General features: G+C 44.0%; 15 protein-coding genes. 6 read left to right on the top strand and 9 right to left on the bottom strand.

Annotated elements, in window-relative coordinates; all coding sequences use genetic code 11:
- Positions 1-11: 11 nt before the first annotated feature.
- The 4 genes from HMPREF1534_RS09530 (at position 12) to HMPREF1534_RS09545 (ending at position 4,728) form a co-directional block, all read left to right on the top strand.
- Entirely contained in the window at positions 12-1,448 is a 1,437-nt protein-coding gene (locus HMPREF1534_RS09530; RefSeq protein ID WP_005940317.1) for a hypothetical protein, read from the top strand.
- A gap of 488 nt (positions 1,449-1,936) precedes the next feature.
- A complete protein-coding gene (locus HMPREF1534_RS09535) occupies positions 1,937-3,280 on the top strand; it encodes an RNA-dependent DNA polymerase (RefSeq protein WP_005940314.1) in 1,344 nt (447 codons plus the stop codon).
- 13 nt (positions 3,281-3,293) lie between these two features.
- On the top strand, positions 3,294-3,704 hold the full coding sequence (locus tag HMPREF1534_RS09540; protein ID WP_005940311.1) for a hypothetical protein: 411 nt from the start codon (positions 3,294-3,296) through the stop codon (positions 3,702-3,704).
- Between the two features lie 181 nt (positions 3,705-3,885).
- On the top strand, positions 3,886-4,728 hold the full coding sequence (locus tag HMPREF1534_RS09545; RefSeq protein ID WP_005940309.1) for a DNA adenine methylase: 843 nt from the start codon (positions 3,886-3,888) through the stop codon (positions 4,726-4,728).
- 339 nt (positions 4,729-5,067) lie between these two features.
- Here HMPREF1534_RS09545 and HMPREF1534_RS09550 read toward each other — a convergent pair whose 3' ends face one another.
- Both HMPREF1534_RS09550 and HMPREF1534_RS09555 read right to left on the bottom strand, forming a co-directional pair.
- A complete protein-coding gene (locus HMPREF1534_RS09550) occupies positions 5,068-5,685 on the bottom strand; it encodes an OmpH/Skp family outer membrane protein (RefSeq protein ID WP_005940306.1) in 618 nt (205 codons plus the stop codon).
- 28 nt (positions 5,686-5,713) lie between these two features.
- Complete coding sequence (locus tag HMPREF1534_RS09555; RefSeq protein ID WP_005940303.1) at positions 5,714-5,938, bottom strand: hypothetical protein; 225 nt, start codon at positions 5,936-5,938, stop codon at positions 5,714-5,716.
- A 225-nt stretch (positions 5,939-6,163) separates the two neighbouring features.
- Here HMPREF1534_RS09555 and HMPREF1534_RS09560 point away from each other — a divergent pair, with 225 nt between their 5' ends.
- The gene (locus HMPREF1534_RS09560) at positions 6,164-7,618 is read left to right on the top strand and encodes an aminoacyl-histidine dipeptidase (RefSeq protein WP_005940300.1); all 1,455 of its coding nucleotides are present in this window, start codon (positions 6,164-6,166) and stop codon (positions 7,616-7,618) included.
- 16 nt (positions 7,619-7,634) lie between these two features.
- Positions 7,635-8,648 (top strand): endonuclease/exonuclease/phosphatase family protein, encoded by a 1,014-nt coding sequence (locus HMPREF1534_RS09565; RefSeq protein ID WP_005940297.1) that lies wholly within the window; start codon positions 7,635-7,637, stop codon positions 8,646-8,648.
- 21 nt (positions 8,649-8,669) lie between these two features.
- Here HMPREF1534_RS09565 and HMPREF1534_RS09570 read toward each other — a convergent pair whose 3' ends face one another.
- From HMPREF1534_RS09570 to HMPREF1534_RS09600, 7 genes are all read right to left on the bottom strand, one after another.
- Complete coding sequence (locus HMPREF1534_RS09570) at positions 8,670-12,566, bottom strand: AlbA family DNA-binding domain-containing protein (protein ID WP_005940295.1); 3,897 nt, start codon at positions 12,564-12,566, stop codon at positions 8,670-8,672.
- A gap of 35 nt (positions 12,567-12,601) precedes the next feature.
- A complete protein-coding gene (gene rlmH, locus HMPREF1534_RS09575; protein ID WP_018452414.1) occupies positions 12,602-13,075 on the bottom strand; it encodes a 23S rRNA (pseudouridine(1915)-N(3))-methyltransferase RlmH in 474 nt (157 codons plus the stop codon).
- 189 nt (positions 13,076-13,264) lie between these two features.
- The gene (locus HMPREF1534_RS09580; RefSeq protein WP_005940288.1) at positions 13,265-14,803 is read right to left on the bottom strand and encodes a sulfatase family protein; all 1,539 of its coding nucleotides are present in this window, start codon (positions 14,801-14,803) and stop codon (positions 13,265-13,267) included.
- A 10-nt stretch (positions 14,804-14,813) separates the two neighbouring features.
- Complete coding sequence (locus HMPREF1534_RS09585; protein ID WP_372588035.1) at positions 14,814-16,283, bottom strand: arylsulfatase; 1,470 nt, start codon at positions 16,281-16,283, stop codon at positions 14,814-14,816.
- A 59-nt stretch (positions 16,284-16,342) separates the two neighbouring features.
- The gene (locus HMPREF1534_RS09590; protein ID WP_005940283.1) at positions 16,343-17,908 is read right to left on the bottom strand and encodes a beta-N-acetylhexosaminidase; all 1,566 of its coding nucleotides are present in this window, start codon (positions 17,906-17,908) and stop codon (positions 16,343-16,345) included.
- A gap of 134 nt (positions 17,909-18,042) precedes the next feature.
- Complete coding sequence (locus HMPREF1534_RS09595) at positions 18,043-19,905, bottom strand: RagB/SusD family nutrient uptake outer membrane protein (RefSeq protein WP_005940280.1); 1,863 nt, start codon at positions 19,903-19,905, stop codon at positions 18,043-18,045.
- Positions 19,906-19,918: 13 nt separating this feature from the next.
- Positions 19,919-23,362: a TonB-dependent receptor gene (locus HMPREF1534_RS09600; protein ID WP_005940277.1), complete on the bottom strand. Its 3,444-nt coding sequence runs from the start codon at positions 23,360-23,362 to the stop codon at positions 19,919-19,921.
- Positions 23,363-23,391 lie beyond the last annotated feature (29 nt).

The raw sequence follows: 23,391 nt of genomic DNA, 5'->3' as shown, positions 1-23,391 counted from the left end.
ACTTGATAAATATGACAAGCGATCAGGAAACTCGTGTATTAGCGATGCTTTCGGCTTTTGAAGCCGGAAAGAAGATCAGCGAACTCGATACTGCCTCCGGCAGCGTGAGCGATATGCGCATCGAGGTGCTGGATACGGATGGAGAGTCCAAAGTTATGAATTTGTCGGAGGCTGTTACCTCCGCCGCCAATGCCGTTTGTGGACGTTATTGGAATGAATCGAATTCCACGTACCGAGCCGCCGGTTATCACGGCAGCCTTGATATGCTCCGCAAGCTGCCTGAGCTGCTGGGGCTTGGTTGTTACCTTGTTCAGGATGACCGTACCCGGCGCAAGCTGGATCCCACGAACCACTACCGTTTCGAGGACGGCACACCGGCCAAGCTGGATGGCACGATGGGGCAGTATATGTGGTGTTGGAATACCGGTTTCTATTTTGCCGAGTGGAAAGTGGGGAATCTGAAATATTATGCGGTTTCTCTTTCTCCTATCAAAGGCAAACAGTGCGTGTATATTCCCGCCGGTGGCCTTTCCGCCCTCGGTGGTGGCGTGATGGATAGAACGAACGCCATTCTTTGCTCGGTTGTGAGTGATGCCGCCCAATATCGTGGAGGTGGCAATGATGCGAGCCGTGACGGAACCTATCGCACTCAGCTTGGTATGGTGGCAACCGCTCTGCAGTACCGTAGTTTTTCAACTTATGCCCGTAAGCGTGGCGAGGGTTGGGATGCTAATTGGTACGTGGCTCAGGCCGTTGTTGAAATCCTTTTCATGATTATATTCGGAACCCGCAATATGCAGGAGACCGTGATTGCTGAAAAGGATAGCAACGGTCTGTATCAGGGTGGCCTCGGAGCCGGAACCACTAATATGCCGAATTGGGATCAGTGGGGTTATTATCCGGTTGTTCCGACCTCTGCGGGTATTGAGTTGGGTGACGGTTGCGGTGAAACCACGTTCAACGTGCTAAAGGAGGACGGCTCGCTGCATTATGCGGCAAAGGTTCCGGTGTTCTTTGGCCTGAAACATCCTTTCGGCCATATATGGAAAATTGTCCGGGGGCTTATCGATAACGTGGGTGATGAGAAATCCGAGGTTTATGTTGCCCCGTCCCTTTATGCCGGTTATGATGACAATTCGATTTCCGGTCTAATCAAGGTTTGCGAGGTTCCGAGAACCGGCGGTTATATCAAACAGAAAAGTTACTACTTGCTTTGCGCCATGCCGACCGAAATCGGAGCGACCGCCTCGACTTATTTTTGTGACTATTTTTGGGAGAGTTCAGCATCATCCAAAGGGCTTCGTGTCCGCCTCTCCGGTGCTGGCGCTAACTATGGCACGGCTGCGGGGGCGTTTGCTACGACTACGAGCAATGCAGCCTCGTATTCGTATGCGTCTGTGTCCGCTCCCCTCTGCTTTTTCGATGCGGATCCGGTGATGTCGGCCTAAAACGAAAACGGAAAACGGAAACAGGAAAAGAACGTTCTTTGAAGTTTTGTATTGAGAGTTTTTGGAAAGCTGTTCGGCGGGTTTCAGAACTCGCCGTTAGGCGAGTCGATTTTTGTGATTTTTTTGCCGGTTTTGGGAAAATGTAGTTAAAAGGCTTATCTTTGCATCGTTAAACCAAGTTTAACAGGTTGTTTTTACCCTTAGTGTGACGCAGGCTTCGTGTCCGCCTCTCCGGTGCTAACGCTAACAATGGCACGAATGCAGGGGCGTTTGCTACGAATACGAACAATGCAGCCTCGAATTCGAATGCGAATGTGTCCGCTCCCCTATACTTTGCAGTTAGGAAACGGTTAGATGGGGTGAAAGACCTTGCCACTTGGCAAAAGATGACGAACGCTCAAAAGGACGCTGGTAGGCCGGTAACGGTTCGAACGCTTCCGAGTAAGGCAAAGCAGACACTCAGACACTCAGAACCGCAGAAACAGACCATGAAAAGGTATGGAAATTTGTTTGAACGAGTTGTCGAATATGGCAATCTCGAACAGGCGTTTCACAACGCCGCCCGTCACAAAACTCGCCGAAGCGAAGTAATAGAGTACGGCTCCCATTTGGAGGCGAACCTATTACAGCTCCAGCGTGAACTTATCACCGGTACTTACCGCACCTCCGAATATAAAACTTTCATCATTTACGAACCTAAAGAGAGGAAGATCTTTAAACTTCCTTTCAGGGATCGTGTCGTTCATTGGGCGATAATGCAGGTGATTGAACCGATATGGCTCTCGAACTTCACCCGTGATACCTATTCTTGTATCCGTGGGCGTGGAATTCATCCTCTTTTATACAAGCTCCGCCGTGACTTGAAAGCGGATCCGGAGGGAACCCGGTACTGCCTGAAAATCGATGTGCGCAAGTTTTATCCGAGTATAGACCACGAGATCATGAAACAGGTGATTCGCCGGAAGTTGAAAGATGCCCGGCTGCTTGCCTTGCTTGACGGCATCGTGGACTCGCCAGAGAGCGGAGTGCCTATCGGGAACTATCTCTCCCAATTTTTCGCAAACTTGTACCTTTCAGAGCTGGATCATATCATGAAAGAAGAAATGGGCATCCGGTATTACTACCGTTTTGCTGATGATATTGTCCTGCTGGACGGGGATAAGGGAAAGCTCCACGGAACCCTTGTGTTTATCAACCACTACCTGAATAATGAACGTGCTTTGAGTATAAAGCCGAATTATCAGGTTTTCCCGGTAGAGAGCAGGGGTGTTAATTACGTGGGATACGTGACGTTTCATGATTATTGCCTCGCCCGTAAGCAGAACAAGAAAAACCTCTGCCGTGAGGTGGCAAAATTACGCAAACGTGGGCTGAGTGATGAGGAGATCCGAATACAGGCATCCAGCCGGTTGGGGTTCATGCAGCATTGCAATAGCATTTATTTATTAAAAACTCTCAATATGAAAACATTCAGTGAAGTAACAAACAGCGGTGGTAATCTCACGGGAGATAAATACCACATTGATGACATTTTGAACAGGGAAATCCACCTGAAAGGTTTCGAGGTAAAAGAATCCAAGTATAAGGGTGAATGCCTGATCATTCAGTATGATATCTACGAGCAGGTAAAGGATAAAACCGGAGTTTTGCTCACTAACGAGGACGGCACTCCGAAAATGGATTGGGTGGAACATATCTCCTTTACCGGTTCGGAGGCTCTTATAAAACAGTTAAAGGATGTAGTATTGGATGAACCCTGTTCGGCAAAGATTATTAAACAACCAATCGGTGACCGGGGTAAATGCTTTTATAAGATAACCGATCCCGATTAAAATATCGGTGATTATGTACAAAGGGATTTATGCAGAAAAAAAGACTTTTTCAAAGTTCGATAACGAACATTATTTGTGCTATCTGAACGAGCAGCGTGAGGAGTATTCTCCTGAGTCGGATGCCCGTTCGGGTGAGGTGACCGAACCGGTGTCCGCTCCTGTATTGGGATACGCCTATACGGGTGATATGGTGGATGGAGGTACTCTGATTGAAGCAAAAGAGGCTACTTATGACGAATTCGTTTCCGGTCTGATCCGCACGAGGTACTCGGCAAGCAGAGTGGAAGCAATCCAATCAAATCGAATGATAGCTCTTGTCAATCCGGAGCATGAGCGTGCTGCCGAGTTTATTTCCGAGTGGGATGATTTTCAGTCCTACCGGGAACAATGCAAGGAACAAGCGGATGCGCTTATAAACGGATAAATGCCTATCGGGGGCAGGCAAGAAAAAGCCCCCGGCCTGTTAGTAGTATCTCACCACGTACTAACAAAATGCGACACGCCGCACAGCCGGGGGCAATATAGCCTTGGGCTGCGACGTGTCGCTTTTTTGCTTTCATACGTGGTGAGGCCACAAAGATAGTAACAATTAAAAAAATAGAGTAATGAAAACGCCTATTTCTTACTACGGAGGCAAGCAAACCCTCCTTAAACATATTCTGCCTCTGATCCCAAGTCATAAACTTTATACAGAGGCTTTCTGCGGCGGTGCTGCAGTATTGTTTGCCAAGCGTCCGGCTGATGGCGAGGTTATAAACGATATTAGCATGGATATAACGAACTTCTATTGGATGGCTAAAGTCTATTATCGTGACCTGAAACAGGAGATTGAAAAGACTTTGCACAGCCGGGATATGCACGCCCATGCCGGACATATCCTGCAGTATCCTCAATTCTTTCAGCCGGTACAGCGGGCGTGGGCTGTTTGGGCGTTGTGTAAAATGTCCTTTGCCAGCATGATGGACGGTTCGTTCGGCTATGACTTTGGTGGTGGAATGCCGAAAAAACTGCGTAACGCAAAGGATGAGTTCACGGAATGGCTATGCGCCCGGCTTGATAACGTGACCATAGAGAACCGGGATGCGCTGGATGTCATCTCCACTTATGACTCGCCCGATACGTTTCATTTTGTGGATCCGCCGTATATAAACAGTGATTGCGGCCATTACGAGGGTACATTTGATGAGTATTGCATGGAGAAGCTCCTGCAGCTTTTGGAGCAGGTGAAAGGTAAGTTCATGCTGACAATGTTTCCCCTGCCAATGATAGAGGAATACGCAAACAAAAACGGATGGATAATCCACCGGGTAGAAAGAACCATCAGCGCATCAAAGACGAGCCGAAGAAAGCAGGAGGAATGGATGGTATGCAATTATGAAGAACACCCGCAGCGAACTTTGTTTGATTACAAAGACAGCAGCGATGTTGATGCAACAGATGCCTCCTAAATACTGTATAAAGATAGTCATTTCTAATGAATTGCACAAATATTGGAACGTATTTTTTATGTGAAAATGCATAATTTTAAAGGCTTTCAAACACCATTCAAATGACGTTTGAAAGCCTTTTTATATCGTGCGTGTGCGATAATTTTTTCACATTTCGTTTTATACCCTGATTATCGCATTTCGTTTTTTATACCGCTCGCATTTCGTTTTGCCGATTATACTTTTATATAATAAACGCCTGTAGAAAGCTTTTTGTTGAATGACAGGCTAAAAAAATAAGAATCCGAAACAGCCTGACCATTTCGGATTCTTATTTTTTTTGATTGGGATATTCCCGATTTATTTCTTTGTTGTAGACGAAGTATAACGTGCGTTCAATCCGTCAATGATTTCCTGAGTAATGTTGTATGCAGGGTTTGCATATAGCAAGTTGTCAAAGCCGGTATTGCTGATAATCAAATCGTAACCTTTGTTTTGGTTATATATTTTCAGGAATGAGTTGATAGAGTCACGCAATTGTAAGCTGTTCTTTTGGTTCTCATCTGCAAGTTCTGCACTCAATTTCTGTTGCAAAGCCTGCAAATCCTGCTGCTGTTTCATTAAACGCATCTGTTCCTGTTCTGCACGTTCACGGCTTGCAAAACCTCCGTTTTGAAGTTTACGTTCAAATTCTCTGGCTTCGGCTTCCAGTTTTTTACCTTTTTCATTCAAGGTAGTACGGATGTTTTCTTCCTTGCTTATCATGGCTTCATTCAAGTCGTTCCAAAAATTATATTTGGTGAGCAGTGAATCGATTTCTACGTAAGCAATCTTCATGTTGGAAGAACCGGCAACACCCGCAACGGGAGCAACATTAGAAGTAGTAGAAGCATTGTTGTTTTTGTCGGTACATTGTGCAAATACCAGCACGGTGGCCAACGCTAAAAATCCATTCAGGATGAAATTTGTTCTTTTCATAATCTTTTTTTACGTATGTTTTTATTAGTTATTTTTCTTCTTTGCCTTGTTTTTCTACTTCGGGAATCGCTCTTTTATTTATTTTCTGTGCTTCACGGTCTTGTGACTGTACACATCCGATTCCTTTCTTCCGAAGTGCTTTATTACCACTGACATGTGTATTGGGGAACTTTCCTTTTATGAAGATTCCTATACATAATAATGCTATACATATAGCAACTATTAACACTGTTATAAAGAGAGTATCAAGCATTTCTATTATTTTTGTGGTGCAAAGTTAGTGTAAGGTGAGCGAAATGCCAAATTTATTTGAGCATTTCCGAACAGAACTCTACATTTGCAGAGCAAATATAGACTTTTGAAGTGACTTAGCTTTCTCTTTTTCCATTAAAAAAGAGGAAGGAGTCGGTTAAATATATTGATTTAACTAATTTTTGCAAAACTACAATTAGATTTTGCACTAATACCAATTATAGATATGGATAAAAAGGATTTGAAACCGGCCTCTGTTTTTCATTATTTTGAAGAAATATGCCAGGTACCCCGTCCCTCTAAAAGGGAAGAGAAAATAATTGCTTATTTAAAAGCATTTGGTGAGAAACACGGTTTGGAAACCAAGACGGATGAAGCCGGAAATGTGTTGATTAAGAAGCCGGCAACTCCGGGTAGAGAGAATCTGAAGACGGTGATTCTGCAATCACATATAGATATGGTTTGTGAAAAGAACAGCGATGTGGAGCACGACTTCCTGACCGATCCGATTGAAACTGTGATTGACGGAGAATGGTTGAAGGCAAAAGGTACGACTTTAGGTGCTGACAATGGAATAGGGGTAGCTACCGAGTTGGCTATATTGGCATCTGACGATATTGAGCACGGACCGTTGGAATGTCTTTTTACAGTAGATGAAGAAACCGGATTGACGGGTGCATTTGCGTTGAAAGAAGGATTTATGAGTGGAGATATTCTCATTAATCTTGACTCGGAAGACGAAGGTGAATTGTTTATCGGTTGTGCCGGAGGAGCTAACACGACGGCTGAATTTGCTTATCAGCCGGTTCCTGCACCACAAGATTATTTTTATTTTAGTGTAGCAGTAAAGGGCTTGACCGGTGGCCATTCCGGTGATGATATAAATAAGGGAAGAGCCAATGCCAATAAATTATTGGTTCGCTTCCTGACTCAGCTGGCTGCTAAATATCCGATGTATTTGTGTGAAATAGACGGAGGAAATCTTCACAATGCCATTCCGCGTGAAGCACGGGCACTTTGTGCGGTTCCGATGAAGGATAAAGAGTCGGTGCGTGTGGATTTAAATATTTATACGGCTGAGATAGAGAATGAATTTGCAGTGACCGAACCTAATCTGAAAACCGAGCTGTCTTCCGAAGCTCCCTGTAAGGAGGCTATTGATATGGTAACCGCCGGTCGTCTGCTGAAAGCGGTTTATGCTGTTCATAACGGCGTGTATGCGATGAGCCAGGATATTCCGGGACTGGTGGAGACATCTTCTAATCTGGCTTCTGTCAAGCAGGCAGACAGAAAGATAAAGATTGTGACAAGCCAGCGAAGTGCTATTTTGTCCTCTCGCAAGGATATGTCGGAAATGATTCGTTCTGCTTTTATGCTGGGTGGTGCTGAAGTGACTACAGGTGAGGGATATCCGGGCTGGAAACCTAATCCGTCTTCACCTATTCTGAAAGTTGCTGTAGACAGCTATAAGAAATTGTTTGGTGTGGAGCCGAAAGTAAAAGCTATTCATGCCGGACTGGAATGCGGTTTGTTCCTGGAGAAATATCCTTCGTTGGATATGGTTTCTTTCGGACCGACTTTGCGTGGAGTTCATTCACCGGATGAACGTATGCTGATACCGACGGTAGACAAATTCTGGCGTCATTTGCTGGATGTGTTGGTACATGTACCCGAAAAATAATTCTAATAAATAAGACATGAGGAAAATCATCCTATTTCTATGCGTATGCTGTTTGGTCGGGGTTGCTTATGCTCAAGAACCTTTCAGAGTCATGTTTTACAATGTGGAAAACTTGTTCGATTGTCAGCATGACACATTAAAAAACGATTATGAGTTTTTACCTGATGCTCCCAAAGGATGGACTCGGGCAAGATACAATGATAAACTGGCAAAGATAGCCAAAGTGATTGTAGCGACAGGTGTGAAGGATGTGCCGGATTTGGTTGGTCTGTGCGAGGTGGAAAATGACCATTGCATGAAAGACCTTACTGAATATTCGCCTTTGCGTGAAGCCGGTTATCGGTATGTCATGACCGACTCTCCCGATCAGCGTGGCATTGATGTGGCATTGCTTTATCAGCGTGGAAGCTTTAAATTGCTTGGCAAAAACTCCATTCGTATTCCGAACGAAGAGATTGACAGGACGCCTACCCGTGACATTCTTCATGTGACAGGGCAGGTGTTGTCGGGCGATACATTGGATGTATTTGTATGTCATATGCCCTCACGTTCCGGGGGTGAGGAAAAGAGTGAACCTTATCGTTTGTTCACCGCACAGATACTGCATGCTTCGGTTGATTCCCTGATGAACGTCCGCCGGCATCCCAATATTTTGATTATGGGTGATTTCAATGATTATCCTACCAATAATTCGATAGCTAAAGTACTGGGTGCCGTAGCTCCGAAAGGAGAAGTGCAGGCTACGAAGTTATACAATCTGATGGATGGACGTAAAGACGGAACTTACCGTTACCGTGGTGAGTGGGGAATACTTGACCAATTGATTGTGTCCGGTTTCCTGTTGCAGGGACATGCCGGTATTCGGACTTCTTACGACAAAGCACAGATCGTGAGATTCCCATTCTTATTGGAAGAAGACGAAAAATACGGCGGTGACATTCCTTTCCGTACTTATTGGGGGAGGAAATATCATGGTGGTTTTAGCGATCACTTACCGGTATGTGTAGATTTTGAAATAGGAAAAAAATAAAGGTTATGCAACCTTTCCCTTTTAGTAGGGAAGGTTGCATAATTTGCTAATGGTATCCAAACCATTTTTATAAGAGGTATGTTCCCAGTAGTGTCCGGCATTGTATTGGTCAAAACTATTGAGCGTTATCTTGTCATCTTCTATTTTTCCCATTATATTTTTGTCCAATATCTCAGCAAATATATAGTTTCCTTTATCCGGTACCAAGAGGGTATATAGTTTGGGTTGTATTCCCAAAGGCTTGTCAAAATCACTTAGGCGGATAATGCGATAGCGTTTGACTCCGTCTTTTTCGGCTATCAAAAGCAGGAATTTGTCTTTTGATGCCGGGCTGCAAAAGAACAATTCATTGACATTATCGACAAAGACGATAGGAGAATTAAGTTGTGAAAAGCCTTTCTTTAAGTTGGAAATGCCGATTTCTCCTGTTTTAAAGACACTGACCAATAGCTCTTCATCTCCTTCTGTATCATACGAACAGATTACTTTTCCACTATCTTCTCCCCATATTCCGATTTTGGGACTGGTGGAACCGGCTATTTTGCCATTATTGAAGAATGATATGAATTGGAAATTACTGTTATAGCCCAGTTCCGTTTTCTTTTGTAGAGGGTTGGGACGTAAGACTGATGTCTGAATATTGAAAGTAGCCTTTTTCTTCTTTGGAGTGGGGACTGCAATGACTGGGCCGGGCGCATTTATACTCTCTTCTTGCGGATTGTCAAAAAGAGAAAGTGAAATGCTCTCATGGGAATTGTTCTCAGTGATATCCGGAGTAGCTGTTACCGGAGCAGACTCGTCAAAGATATATTCGTTTCTTTCGGCAGAGAACAGGGTTGGAAATTCCGGTTTCCGAGCTACAGAGTCTAATTTCAGATTACGTCGTGCTGCTATGAATTCATGGATATTTTGTTCCGGTTTGCAGATGCACGAACTTCCCGAACGGGTATAAATCTTACCGCTGACTTTTACTACCTCGTTGATGGGTGCTACACGGAAAGCCAGCACAATGCGTTCTTTGCCGTATTCTTGAAAGTTGCAACGTATGTATTCCTGATAGCGGTTATAATCTTCTTTCCCTTCACCCAATAAGCAGATAATATTATGGTTTACTGTGCGCAGATAGATATCGCAGTCGTTGTGTACCAGCTTCAGGTCTTCTTGGATTCCTGTAAGATATCCTTTATCGTTTACACCGATATAAAGAGTACCTCCATCGGTATTCATAAATGAAGCGATAACACGAGCCAACACCATACTTTGATCTTCGCGGGCATCTTTTTTGGCGTGACCAAATGCCGATGATTTAAATTCGCGCTCTACTCCTTCGTGTCCGAAATAAACAGGGATGGAAGGAGCTTCTTCTTTTTTCTGTTCCTTGATACCAAGTAGGGAATTGATGTTTTTGTAGATGATATGTTGCAGTTCGGTATCTTCTTTGGAAAGGAGTGTACTCATGCAAAAATAGCGAGCCAGTTCGGCAATAGTCAGGTCTTCACTTTGCATAAGCTGTTTCAGACGGTCGGTGTTATTATCTGCCATTAAAGAGAGAATATGGACAATTTTTTGACAGAATTCAAACGTAATTCCATATTGTTTGATGCCTAATTGTTCCATACGTGCCAATAGAATATTGAATCGCTGAATATTGTCATGCGAAAAACGTTCGCCGGATGGCAGGATAGCTATTTGGTTAATATTATAAATGTATTCGGCACACAGTCCATAATAAGTGGCTTTTTCTTTTTCACCGGAGAAGAGACACAACAGTCGCAGAAAGTTATAAGCATTAAATTGCTCATTGGGCTCATTTAACTCTTTGGATAGTTGGTCGAGACAGAAAATCAACTCTTTGGCAACTTCTTCGTTAATCGGCCATGTCTTATTTTCTGCTTTTCCTGACTTCTTTGTTTTTTCTTCCGTTTCTTGCTCCTCTTCCATTATGTAAGTTTCCGCTACATCCGAGCTGAGAACAGATTGTATATCTATCTTTTGCAGAGCATTAACAAAAGGGTTATTCTTTAGTTTCAGTGTCTGTTCTTTAATTTGCCGTTCAAGGGTGTTGTTCTGATATTCTCTCAGATGGGTGAAAAACTCCTGTAGGTGAGTGTGTACTTCTTGGTAGAACGCTTCCGCAGAGATATCAGCTTTTACTTTTCCTATATTGATATTATTGTTTAGAAAAGTGTTGTTATCCGGAAATTCTACCTGGTATATATCTCCTACCCGGGGTTTAATCCATCTATTGATAGGGGTGGTAGAAGTAGCTCCTGTAATAAGAAGCCATTTGATTTTATTCCCTTCACAATCGGCAATCATAGCCGGTATTTTTTTTCTTTTTACATTTTCCGCATATACAAATTCATTGTAGCGCGATGCCAGTGAAACCCTGACTCCTTCATTACTGCTGCTTAATACTTTTACTTTATAAGTATCATTACTTGAGAAGTAGTTTTCAAAGTTCTCAATACAAAAGTAACAGGCATTGATTTGTGTTAATGGAAGAATAGCCTTCACTCCTCGGTATTGTTCATCCAGTATGACTCCTTCCAGATATTGCCTGGTGCGGTCCGGTCCGATAATTCCAATGGTAATTTCTTCATTTGCAGAAGGATATTTTGTATTGCTATCTTTGGTTTCTGTGAAAGAAGTTTCCAAGATAGAACTATTTTGAAGAGACTCCGGTTGGTTACACTCATATAAAGGATAGTCTTCCGTCAGTTGATGCCAGTAAAGTTGCAGTTCGGCAATGCTTTTACAATTATTGAATAGGTAAGTAGGTTTACTGAATAAGGCAATAAAAACTCTGTTTTCCATCAACGCAGCTCTTTCTTTTCTGCCTTTCCATGTATGTGCGCTATGTGGAAACAGGGTACTGAGTGTAAATCCGTCTTTGTCGAGCGTCAGTGTATTATGTCCATTGCTATATTGTTTCCATTTGTTATCTTGCGGTTCGGCAGGCATATTAAGCTCGTCAATGCGTATATTTACCATTTGAGCTATAAATCGGTTCAGCTCGAAGTTTAACAGGTGTTCCCAGTCAAGTCTTTTTTCCAAAGAGCTTTCACCGGTGAGCATCGTGTATGCTTTGTTTTTCAGCTGAGAACTAAAGGGAGTGTCCAGTCTTGACAGGTATCTGTATATGCGTGCTGATAGGATTCTGGTATTATCGGTTTCTTCGAAAGGTACTTTATTGCTGAGCAATGATAAAACAATGAGATGGATTGCTTCCTCTATCTTTGTTTGTAATACACATTGTGCATTCGTATACCAAAGTTCCGAAATAATAATTTCATATTGTTCTATTTCCAGTTTCAATATGTTTTGCAGGGTAGCATTGTGATTGTCGCTTATCACCCCATTCTTTTTTAGCAGATAGATTGTTTCGGCAATTATGGGTAATTGCTTTCTCAATAAGGATTTGTCATAGGCCAGAAAATAGAGAAACATTTCTATTTTATGAGAGGCGTATAGCAGATAATCACTTGCTTGCAATTTATAAAGCATTGTACGGATAAAAGAGTCTGCCTGCTTGTCTTTAATGAGGTTCAGCGCATTGCGTCTGGCACGTAAACTTTCTATATATTGCTCCATCTCCTCTCGTTTGGCAGCTAACTGTTCAGGGTAGACTGTTTGCAGATAGCGTGATCCTTCGCTTATCCAAGTGTATAGCCGGTAGGCTGTTTGATGATATTGAGGATCCTCTTCTTCGTCTTGAAGGAGATTGTGGCTATATAAAGCATAATATCGGGCTGCTTGTTCAATCCATTTTAAATCATGCTCTTCATGTAACTTTCTGAGAGTTTCCAAAACAATTGCTGCGTCTGTATACGGGCAATGATACTCTTTGGAGAAAATGTCTTCTTTGATAAAAGAAACCACTTTTTCTATATTTAATGGAGTGTTGTTTTCAGCCATAGATATTATTTTTAAGGTTTGATAAATTTGCTTCTTTATTCGTGGTGATAAGGTCCGTTGTTCAAGATTGTCATGGCCCGATAGAGTTGTTCCACAAAAATGAGCCGTATCATTTGGTGAGAGAAGGTCATCTTGGACAGTGATATCTTTTCTTTTGCTATATCATATATTTTCGGAGCGAACCCATAAGGACCGCCAATGATAAAGACCAGTCTTTTATTTACCGTATGCATTTTTCTTGCCATCCAGTCGGCAAACTCGACAGAACGAAATTCTTTTCCATGCTCGTCCAGGAGTACCACTACATCCCCCGGCTGTAATGCTTTCGATATGAGTTCGCCTTCTTTTTCTTTTTGCTGTTCCATGCTCAGGCTCTTCGTGTTCTTCAGTTCGGGGATAACCTCCATATCAAAGGAAATAAAATGTTTGGTACGTTCCACATAATCATTGATGGCAGTGATATAGTGTTTCTCGACTGTGCGTCCTACGACTAATAATGTAAATTTCATGCGTTTATCTTCTGATTTGTCATGCAAAAATAAGGAAAATATTTACTATATCTATCAATTGATAAAAAAGAATGATTGACATTTTTTGATGAAGGTAGCTTTGCTGAGCAATGAAAAAACACTTTCCTAAATAATGGTGACATCTTTGGGAAAGTGTTTGGAGACTTTTGTGAGTGGAGTTATGATTCCTTATCTGTTTTCTTTGCGTACTTCTCTTAGGATTTGTTCCAGTTCGAAGACCTTTTCGGGGTGCTGCGTTGCCAGATTTTCTTTTTCCCCTGCTTGTTCCATATTATATAGCTGTGGCGTTTCCAAATAACCGGTTTCTATTTTGGGCCCCCAATACATGAATGGTACTCCGCTGCTGGGCTCGATATATTTCCAGTTTTTGGTCCGAACGGACAGTGCATGGTTGGAGGCTTGCTCTATTACCCACGGGCGGTCTGTCTTGTCCTTTCCGAGCAACGTGTTCATTCGGTTTTGGCTGTCGGGAACACTTCCTTTGGGAAGGCGTGCCCCGACCAGCGAAGCTAAAGAGGCCGCCCAATCTATTTGTGAAATAAGTGCGTCCGAAACTTCCGGTTGCCTGATGATCTTGGGCCAACGAACGATGACGGGTACGCGTGTTCCGCCTTCGAAGGCACTGTATTTTCCGCCTCGAAGGTTGCCGCTTGGCTTATGTCCGTTCAGCAACTTTTCTGCCTGGTCGTCATAACCGTCGTCCACTACCGGTCCGTTGTCGCTCGACAGGATAATCAGTGTGTTCTCTGCCAATCCGGTCCGTTCGAGTGCCTCCAGCAGTTGGCCGACGGTCCAGTCGAATTGCGCGATGGCGTCTCCGCGCAGTCCCATCGGGTTCTTTCCTCGGAAACGGTCGTGTGGGAAGCGGGGGACATGCACATCGTTGGTGGCAAAGTACATGAAAAAAGGCTCATCCTTGTGCTGCTCAATGAAGCTGACGGCATGGGCGGTGATGGAGTCGGCTATGTTTTCGTCTTTCCACAAGGCTTTGCCTCCTCCTTTCATAAAACCGATGCGGCTGATGCCGTTCACAATGGACATGTTGTGTCCGTTGCTCGGTTTCAGGTTGTATAGCAATTCCGGGTTATCCTTTCCGGTGGGTTCACCGGGGAAGTTGTGCGTATAGCTGACTTCTATCGGGGCGGAAGGGTCATAGTTGGCAACCTGCCCGTTTTCGATGAAGACACAGGGCACACGGTCGGCGGTGGCAGCCATGATATAAGAATAATCGAATCCTAAATCGCCAAGAGCCGTAGGCAGGGGAGCATTCCAGTCTTGTTGTGCGGTTTTGTCACCCAGTCCCAGATGCCATTTGCCGAAAGCACCGGTGGCATAGCCTGAACTTTTGAATATATCTGCCATCGTGTATTGTTCGGGACGGATAATCATTCCCGCGTTTCCGGCTGCTATGTCCGTTCCCGGTTTGCGCCAGGCATATTCACCCGTGAGCAGGGAGTAACGAGACGGCGTGCAGGTTGCGGCAGTGGCATGTGCATTCGTAAACCGGATTCCTTCGGAGGCAAGGCGGTTTACGTGGGGAGTTTCTATGTTTTTGGCTCCATAACATTCCAAGTCGCCATATCCTAAGTCGTCTGCATAAATCAGGATGACATTGGGCTTGGACGTATTTTGCTTTGGCCCTCCGGCGTGGGCGGCCAAGCCGGAGAAGCATGCCAAAGGCAGTATGTAGTGAAAAGCTGTATTCATGGTCGTAAATTTATAGTCCTACTCTGTTGGGGTCGGGGGTGGAAGACTCTTCCATCAACTGTCTGAACTTGGCAACAATGTCGGGATGTTGTGCTGCCACGTCGTGCTCTTCGCGCAGATCTGCATCCAAATCATAGAGTTGCATTTCGGTGTTTCCTTGCCTGATGTTGGTTATGATTCCTTTCCATTTACCCATTCGGATGGCTTTATTGCCGATTTTCGGGTCGGGATATTCCCAGTAAAGATACTCATGTTCCTTTTGTCCGGCTTTGTTGCCGAGCAGGGTAGGCAGGAAACTGATGCCATCGGTGGGCGGACAAGTGACGGATATTATTTCGGCAAGTGTCGGCATGACGTCTTGAAAACAACAGATATGGTCGGTTTCCGAACCGGGCTTGATTTTGTCTTTCCACACCATGACGGCCGGGACGCGGATGCCGCCTTCGTGCAGGAAGCATTTGCCCCAACCATATTCGGACTTGAACCAGCCGCCGCTGTTGAACCACGGCGAGTCGCTGCCGCCATTAAAGGTGGGGCCGTTGTCGGAAGTAAAAATAATCAAGGTGTTGTCATACAGGTTTTCTGCTTTTAACTTTTGGATTAGTTTGCCCACTTGCTCGTCGAAGTAGCTAATCATGGCCGCATAAGTGGCATGGGGATAGCGGCATATCCCGTATCCGGCTTTTCCCGTATAAGGTTCTTCATCGCCAAACTTCTTGACATAATGCTGAACCCATCTTTCGGGTGCCTGAAGTGAGACGTGAGGCAGGGGAGTGGTCCACATCAGGAAGAAAGGCTTTTGCTTGTTCTCATCCACGAAGGACATTAACTCGTCGAATATTAAGTCGTTGGCATATTCTTCCTGCTCGAATCTTTTATAGTTTTGGGGGTCGTAGGGGTCTTCATCTTTTCCCAGTCGGGCAAGGTGAGGGTTAATGACTTTGTTTTTCAGATATACACGCTCTTCGTTTTTGTAAAGGAAAGCGGGGTAATAAGTGTGTGCCTGGCGCTGGCAGTTGTAGCCATAGAATTGGTTGAATCCCTGTTTGTTGGGAGTACCTTCCGAGTCGGGAAATCCCAGTCCCCACTTGCCGAAGCATCCGGTGGTGTAGCCGGCGTTCTGCATCATCCGCCCGATGGTCATGGTGTTTGCCTTGAGCGGATATTGTCCTTCCAGTTCTTTGTGGACAAACATGGAATCGTGGTCATTGGTGGCACCGCGATAGGCCATTTCGTTGTTGTAGCGTATCTGTGCGTGTCCCGAATGCATGCCGGTCATCAAGACACACCGCGCCGGGGCAGATACCGGCGAACCGGTGTAGTGCTGGGTGAAGCGCATTCCTTCCTGCCGGAGTTGGTCGATATGGGGGGTCTCTATTTTTTCTTGTCCATAGCAGCCTATGTCACCGAATCCTAAGTCGTCCATCAAGATGTAAATTATGTTTGGGCGGCTGCTTGCCGTTTGTCCCAAAGCGGGCATCGCGCTTAGTGCGGTAATGCCTAATATGAAGTTGGCCTTTTTCATGATATAGTAAGCTTTTATTCCCATTTATAATTGTTGTCTGTCTCTTCGGTCAGTGCCGGTCCGAAGCCGTAACCTCTGTTTTCAAACCACTTTTTTTTATGGAGGATACGTTGGTAAAAGGCATCAAAATCCATTAACGGCCCATTGTGCCACATTTGTTCCGCCAGTGCCAAGATGCGTGGAAACAGCCGGCGGTCTATCATGTATTCTTTCACGCCGTCATCAGTCCAAAGCGCACATCCCATTCCCCGGATGAGCGGATTGCTTTCTTGTGTGGCTTTGTAGGAGGGATTGTTCATATAGACATCCTTTAAATCGAAGGTGCGGGCCTGCTCATATCCTTTCCAGGGAGTGAGTGGAAAATTGAGATAGGTGTAGTAGTTGGTACTGCAAATGACGGGATAATGATGGCGGAGGGCATTGCGGAGTGCCAAATCTTTGTGTCCGCGATAGTTCCACCATTGTATCACGATGTTGTTGGGCAACGGATAGCCGTCATTATAAACCACATCTCCCCAAAAAATAGCTTTTTTTCCTTTGCTTTTCAAGTATTCCGCCATTTGTGCCGAAAACCACAGTTGCAGGTCATGGCTGTTTTTCAGACCCAAGTCGGTGATTCTTTTTTGACAGTCCGGGCATTTGTTCCAATTGTCTTTGGGAGCTTCATCTCCTCCCAGATGGATGTAAGACGAGGGGAACAAGGTGCATATTTCGTCTAATACGTTTTTGAGGAATTGCAATGTATTTTCTTTCCCTGCACAAAAAATGTTTGGAGTAAAGCCGAGTTTGGGAATTTCGACAGGGCGGTTGAAGCACCCCAATTCCGGGTAAGAGTGGAGTGCGGCTTCGGCATGTCCGGGCATGTCTATTTCGGGGACAATCGTGATATTGCGTGCGGCGGCATAGTCCACAAGGGCTTTGATTTCTTCTTGGCTGTAGAATCCCTGTTGTTCTTCCCCAACGGCGGCGTATGCTCCTTTTTGAGTCAGCAACGGATATTGTTTGATTTCGACACGCCAGCCAAGTCCTTCGGTCAGATGCCAGTGGAAATAATTCATCTTGAGGAGTGAGGCCATGTCGATGTATTTCTTGATGGTGGCTGGTGATTGGTATTGACGGCCGGAGTCGAGCATGAAGCTGCGCCATTTGATGCGCGGCGCATCCACGATGTCGACACATTGGAATAAGATTTCTCCGTCGGGACCCGTTTGTACCCACTGGCGCAACGTTTGCACGGAGTAAGTAAATCCGGCATTGTCGGCGGCTTCTATTTTTATATTGTCGGGTGTGATGTGCAGGGTGTAGCCTTCGGGCGGGCAAGCGGGATTGCGAACGAAGCACAAGTCGGCTTTTTCTTTTGCATCGCACATTTGAATGTGGGGAACTACCTCGTCAATAAGCAGGGATAGGTAAGTCGCTGTTGAATCTTCTGCATACACTGTCACCCCCTTGTCTTTTATACTGAAACAACCTTTTGTCAGAGTTATCTGTTGAGGGGAAGGGATAATCACCTGTCCCTGGCAGGTCAGTGCACGGCAGAAGAGTAATATCAAAAAGATAATGGATGATTTGTTTATCATAACAGGTTTGTTTAGGTAATATGGATATATAGGTATAAATAGTCTGATTGAGTTGTTGCTTTTGTTGGAGAAGGATGTGTCAAAAGTAAAATTGAAATCTTGACACATCCTTTCTTGGAATTGATATTTACGGTTTATTTACCTACTCCGTCATTCCAGCCCGGGTTCTGCTCGAGTTGAGGATTCAGAACACGTTCCTGACGTGGTATCGGATAGAGGTAATAATATTCCGGCCAAAGCTGGGTGGGTTGCGGATGGAACTCCAAATAACCTTCGTTTCCGCCACCGTCGATGGTCACATTTGTTCCGGCCGGGAAGTCTGCCTTACGCACATATTGTCCCAGTTTTTTCTTCATGGCATAGTGACATTTCTTCCATCTTCTTAAATCGTTGAACCGGAATCCTTCGGAAAATAGTTCAATACGTCTTTCACGGCGTATTTCCCATAGCAGAGGATTGACGGCATAATCGCCACTGTAAGCCGGATTGCCAAGGTCACGTTTCGGATCGAAAGACTCATTGATTTCGGACACTTTCATCGGAGCAACATTAGCACGAGGACGCAACTTGTTGATGGTTTGATCTGCAACTGACTGGGTGAATTCTCCCAGTTCGCACATTGCTTCGGCGTAGTTCAGCATCACTTCTTCCACTCTGAAGATAGGCATATCGGTTTCTTCATTACGTGCGCTTCCCACTTCCAGATAAGTGCAGAAATATTTCCAGTTATTGTATCCGAAAGCCGATTTGTACCAAGGCTGGTTATTCAAATAGAAATCATAATGAGGAACAGCGCCTAAAATACCTCCGCTGAAACCCTGACGGAACGGCAATGTTTTTTGTCTTTCCTTGCTGCTGCCATATCCTATTCCTAATCTGATGTTCAAACTGTCAATGAAACTTCTGTCTTTCGGATTGTCAGTGAATTTCCATTTGTTGTCCCAAGCTGTTGTTGATTCGGAACGGTCAATGTTATAAGGCGGGGTGACGTGCAACCACAAGCGGTGGTCGCGATTGCTGAACTCTTCATATATATCTTTGTCACTCAAGAACAAAGGACTGTTCCAGCGCGGTTTTCCATCGCTACACAGGTAACTGTCCACTAAGTCACGGGTGGGGTTATAGAAAGAAGTGGCAGTGGTTCCTCCGATACTGACTGCGTGAACCACGTTTTCTGCATTGGAATAAGGTTTATACAAAATAATTCCCGGTACACCGCTTAAGTCCAATGAACAGAATAAGTCATCATAATTATCGCATACATTCGGATAGGAGTGGAGCACTTCGGCAGATACGCGTTTGCATTCCTTTAAATAGGTTTCTGCATCATTCAGACCGTGATATTTCCGCCATGTGCCTTCAAACAGACAGAAGCGTGACATGAAAGTTTGTACCACGGCTTTGGTTATGCTGTTTTCTCCGTCACCGTTCACATTGATGTTTTGTTCGGCATATTGCAAATCTTCCAGGATATGTTTGGCTATGTCATCTCTGGATGCTCGCGGTCCTTGTATCAGGTCAGTTTCACTGTCACTCAATACATGGTCAATCCAAGGTACACCACCATAGTCGCATAACAATGAAAAATAACGGTAGCTGCGGAAGAAATATCCTACACTGCGCCAATGGGCCTTTTCTGCTTCGGTCATTTGTGAACCGTCTATGTGGTCGAGCATTAAATTAACGCGGCGGATGAAACTGTAATATTCCCATGAAGTATTTTCTTTTTTATCAGGAACAGTAACGATACCTCTAATCCAACCGGTTTCACTGGTTTCTCGGGTTTGATTGTAGGAAATGTCATCTGTGGCATTCTCAGAGCCATATCCTAATGCGGGAAATGTTTCATACAGTCCCCATGCGTATGCCTTGAAATTGTCGTAAGAGACAAAAGCTGTTTCTGCTGTAGGATTTCCCAACGGATACCTCTCCATAAAATCATTGTTCAGACAGCCGGAGAGTAGAAACATACATAGTATAAGTGTATAATTTTTCATAATTTATCTGGATTTAGAATGTTACATTAATACCGAAAGAGAATTTTCTCATAAAAGGATATTCCCAAGCGCCTTTGGTTAACATATCTGTTTCAAGTCCTTCGGGAAGGTGATCCCATGTATAGAGGTTTTCTCCTGTAGCAAAAACTTTAATCTGGTCAAAATGTACTTTTGTACACCATGCTTTGGGTAACGTATAAGACAGGGTGATATTCTGTAATTTCAGATAGGATGCATCTGCCAGATACTTGCTTTGTACCCAATGGTTTTTATCCGTGTTTACCCCATTATTGGCGTATACGCGCGGATAGAAAGCATTCGTATTTTCCGGCGACCAGAAATCCAGTGTTTCTTTGAACAAGCTTCCCCAACTTCCTGTGGGCCATGCTATCTGGTCTCTACGCCAGTAGTCGCGTTTGCCCACTCCGCGTAGGAAAACAGTAAGTTCAAAGCCTTTCCAACCTACTCCGGCAGTGATACCGTAATGGTAACGTGGAGTAGAATTGCCAATAATTCGTTGGTCACCCGGATTGTCTGCTGTTCCGGCTCCACTGTATATCTCTGTGGGGTCGTCATCAAAGTTCTTGTATAACACATCGCCCGGATATACTTTTCCAACTCCATGAGGGATAGGAATACCTTGTTTCAACGTTCCGTCAGCATTAAAATCATTTTCTGTATAAAAACGGTCGGTTACATATCCCCATATTTCACCCAGTTTCATACCTTTTCGATAGATTTTGTCACCTATCAAGTTGGTTTCATTGTTATATTTGGTAATTTCGCTTTGCGAATCGTAAAGATTGAATCCGATATGGTAACTCCAGTCTTTGATTCTGTCGCGCCAGCTGAGTTCCAGCTCCCAACCATAGGTTCTCAGATTGGCTGCATTTTGTTTGGCAGCACTGGCTCCGACTACCCAGGGTAAATCCATGCCGGGAGCAAGCATGTCTTTTGTGTCGCGTCGATACCAGTCAAAAGTACCATTCAGACGATTATTGAAAAGTCCGAAATCAATGCCGAAGTCCAAAGTGTATACCTTTTCCCAAGAGAAAGAACTGCTGACCATGAGCGGTGCTTTCAGAGTGGTAGTCTTTTTCCCATCCACCAGCCAGTTACTCAGGTAAGGAGCCATGTCCGGGATATATGGATAATTGATGGGGTTGCCATTGCCGTCTAATAAAATCTGATTGCCAATGGAACCATAAGAAGCTCGTAATTTCAAGTTGGAAATAATTCCTTTACTGCCCTTCATGAAGTTTTCTTCCGAGATACGCCAGCCGGCTGAGAAAGATGGGAAGAATCCGAAACGATTGTTTTTCGGGAAACGAGATGTTCCGTCATAGCGTCCGTTAGCTTCGAACATATATCTGTCATTATAATTATAACTGATGCGGTAAAACATTCCTCGGATGGCATATTCCTCAAACTTATCGGTAGTGGAGGCCGTGCCGGTGGCACCTGACAAAGAGGGCAGATTGCTCAGCAACACGTCAGTCTTTTCCGACCATTGGGATTCATAATGGCTTTCTTCCTGATTGAATCCGCCCATTACGCTTATATTGTGTTTCCCTATCGAGAAATCGTAATTAGCAAAGATATTGATGGCATTATAGTTTGTAAAATCCTGAGTCAGTGCATATCTGGTGTTTTCTACACTGTTCAAGATGCCGGTGAAATTAAATCCTACGTACTGATATTTGTTTGCATAAAATTTATTGTATTTCGTAGTCCGGTTGTAAGTATACTCACCTGTAATCTTTAGACCTTTAAGAGGGGATATAATGACACGTCCTAATACACGCATATCGGTTTTTTTGATATTACGCGGTTCACCATACCGTACATAAGTAGCTGAAGTTTCGGCAGGATAGGTGATACCGTCGACTTCATAAGGCGAAATATTTTGATATGATGGCAATGCCATAGCGCTTCCCCACACACCGTTTCTACCACCTTGTTCCACTTTGTACTGATTGGAATTGGCATAACGGACGTCAAGCTGTGTGGTAAGCCATTTGTTTACATCCACACTGATAAAGCTGGAGAAATTGACACGGTTGAATTTGTCCTTGTCTGTGATAAGTATGCCATCTTCACCGGTATAGCCGAGTCCCATACGGTAACTTGTTCTTTCGCTGCCGCCGGAGACAGAAAAACTGTGGTTCTGCATGAAGCCAAAATTGTCCATCATATCATCAAACATATCATTTTCACGCATCAGGAATAAATTTCCCTGTTCATCATAGATATATCCGTTCGGATATTTGGCAGGGTTTGCATTATAGTCCGTGATGTATTTTTCCCATTGGGTGATATTCTTTCCGTCCACATATGTATCGTTTTCCCATCCCATCTTTTTATATGCCAACACCGATTCTAACGGACTGGCCTTTTGGGGTAGCTCTAGTGCGGTAGAGAAAGAGAAATTGTTATTGTAATTGAATTGAGGTCTGGTGTCTTTTTTTCCTTGTTTAGTGGTAATCAATATGACGCCAAAGGCAGCACGGGCTCCGTAGATAGCGGCAGAGGCTGCATCTTTCAAAATAGAAACGGACTCAATATCTTGAGGATCAATCATATTTATGTCCATTGGAACGTTGTTTACCAAGACGAGTGGAGAACCGCCGTTGATAGAGGTCGTACCGCGGATATTATAGGACATGTCTTCGCCCGGAGTACCTGTTGTTGCTTCAATTTTCAGGCCGGGGACTACCCCCTGTAAGGCAGCGGTTATATTGGATATAGGGCGGTCTCCCAAAGACTCTTTCATATTGACGGCACTCACCGCACCGGTCATATTTACTTTCTTCTGGGTTCCGAAACCGATAACTACTACCTCGTCCATTAATTGGGTATCTTCTTTCAATTGGATATGGAAGGTTGACTTATTTTTAAGGCTGATTTCTATTGGTTGATAACCTATATACGAAACAGATAATTGTCCGTTTTCAGGCACTTCCATAGAGAAATTTCCATTTACATCGGTTATGGTGGCCAATTGGCTGCCGATTACTTGAACGTTAGCTCCAATTAATGCTTCACCTTTGGTATCGGTAATGATTCCTTGAATTTTTTTCTTAGGAGCGGAATTTTCCTGTTTTCCGTTTGTAACAGAAGCGGGTTGGGGAATGATGATAATATGTCCCCCCTCGGTTCTATAAGAGAATCCGGTATTTTTAAGAACTGCATTCAAAACAGTTGCCGTACTTTCGTTTTTGAAATCAACCGTTACTTTTTGATTGACATTCAACTTTGTTTGATTGTATGCGATGCTGAGTTTGGTTTGTTTTTCAATACTTTCAAAAACTTTTAGTAGCGGTTGGTTTTTTACTGATACCGTTACAGGTTGATTTTGTCCGAATGCAATGTTATAAAAACATAAAGCCAACAGCAATACATAAAATTTATGAATTTTTACGGGTGTGTTTAGCCACGATAAGTTTCTAAATTTCATAATTTTGTGAATTAATCATTAATACTAAA

Origin of the sequence: Phocaeicola massiliensis B84634 = Timone 84634 = DSM 17679 = JCM 13223 (assembly GCF_000382445.1) — a bacterium.
GTDB classification, from domain to species: domain Bacteria; phylum Bacteroidota; class Bacteroidia; order Bacteroidales; family Bacteroidaceae; genus Phocaeicola; species Phocaeicola massiliensis.
This window is presented reverse-complemented; position numbering and strand designations above follow the sequence as displayed.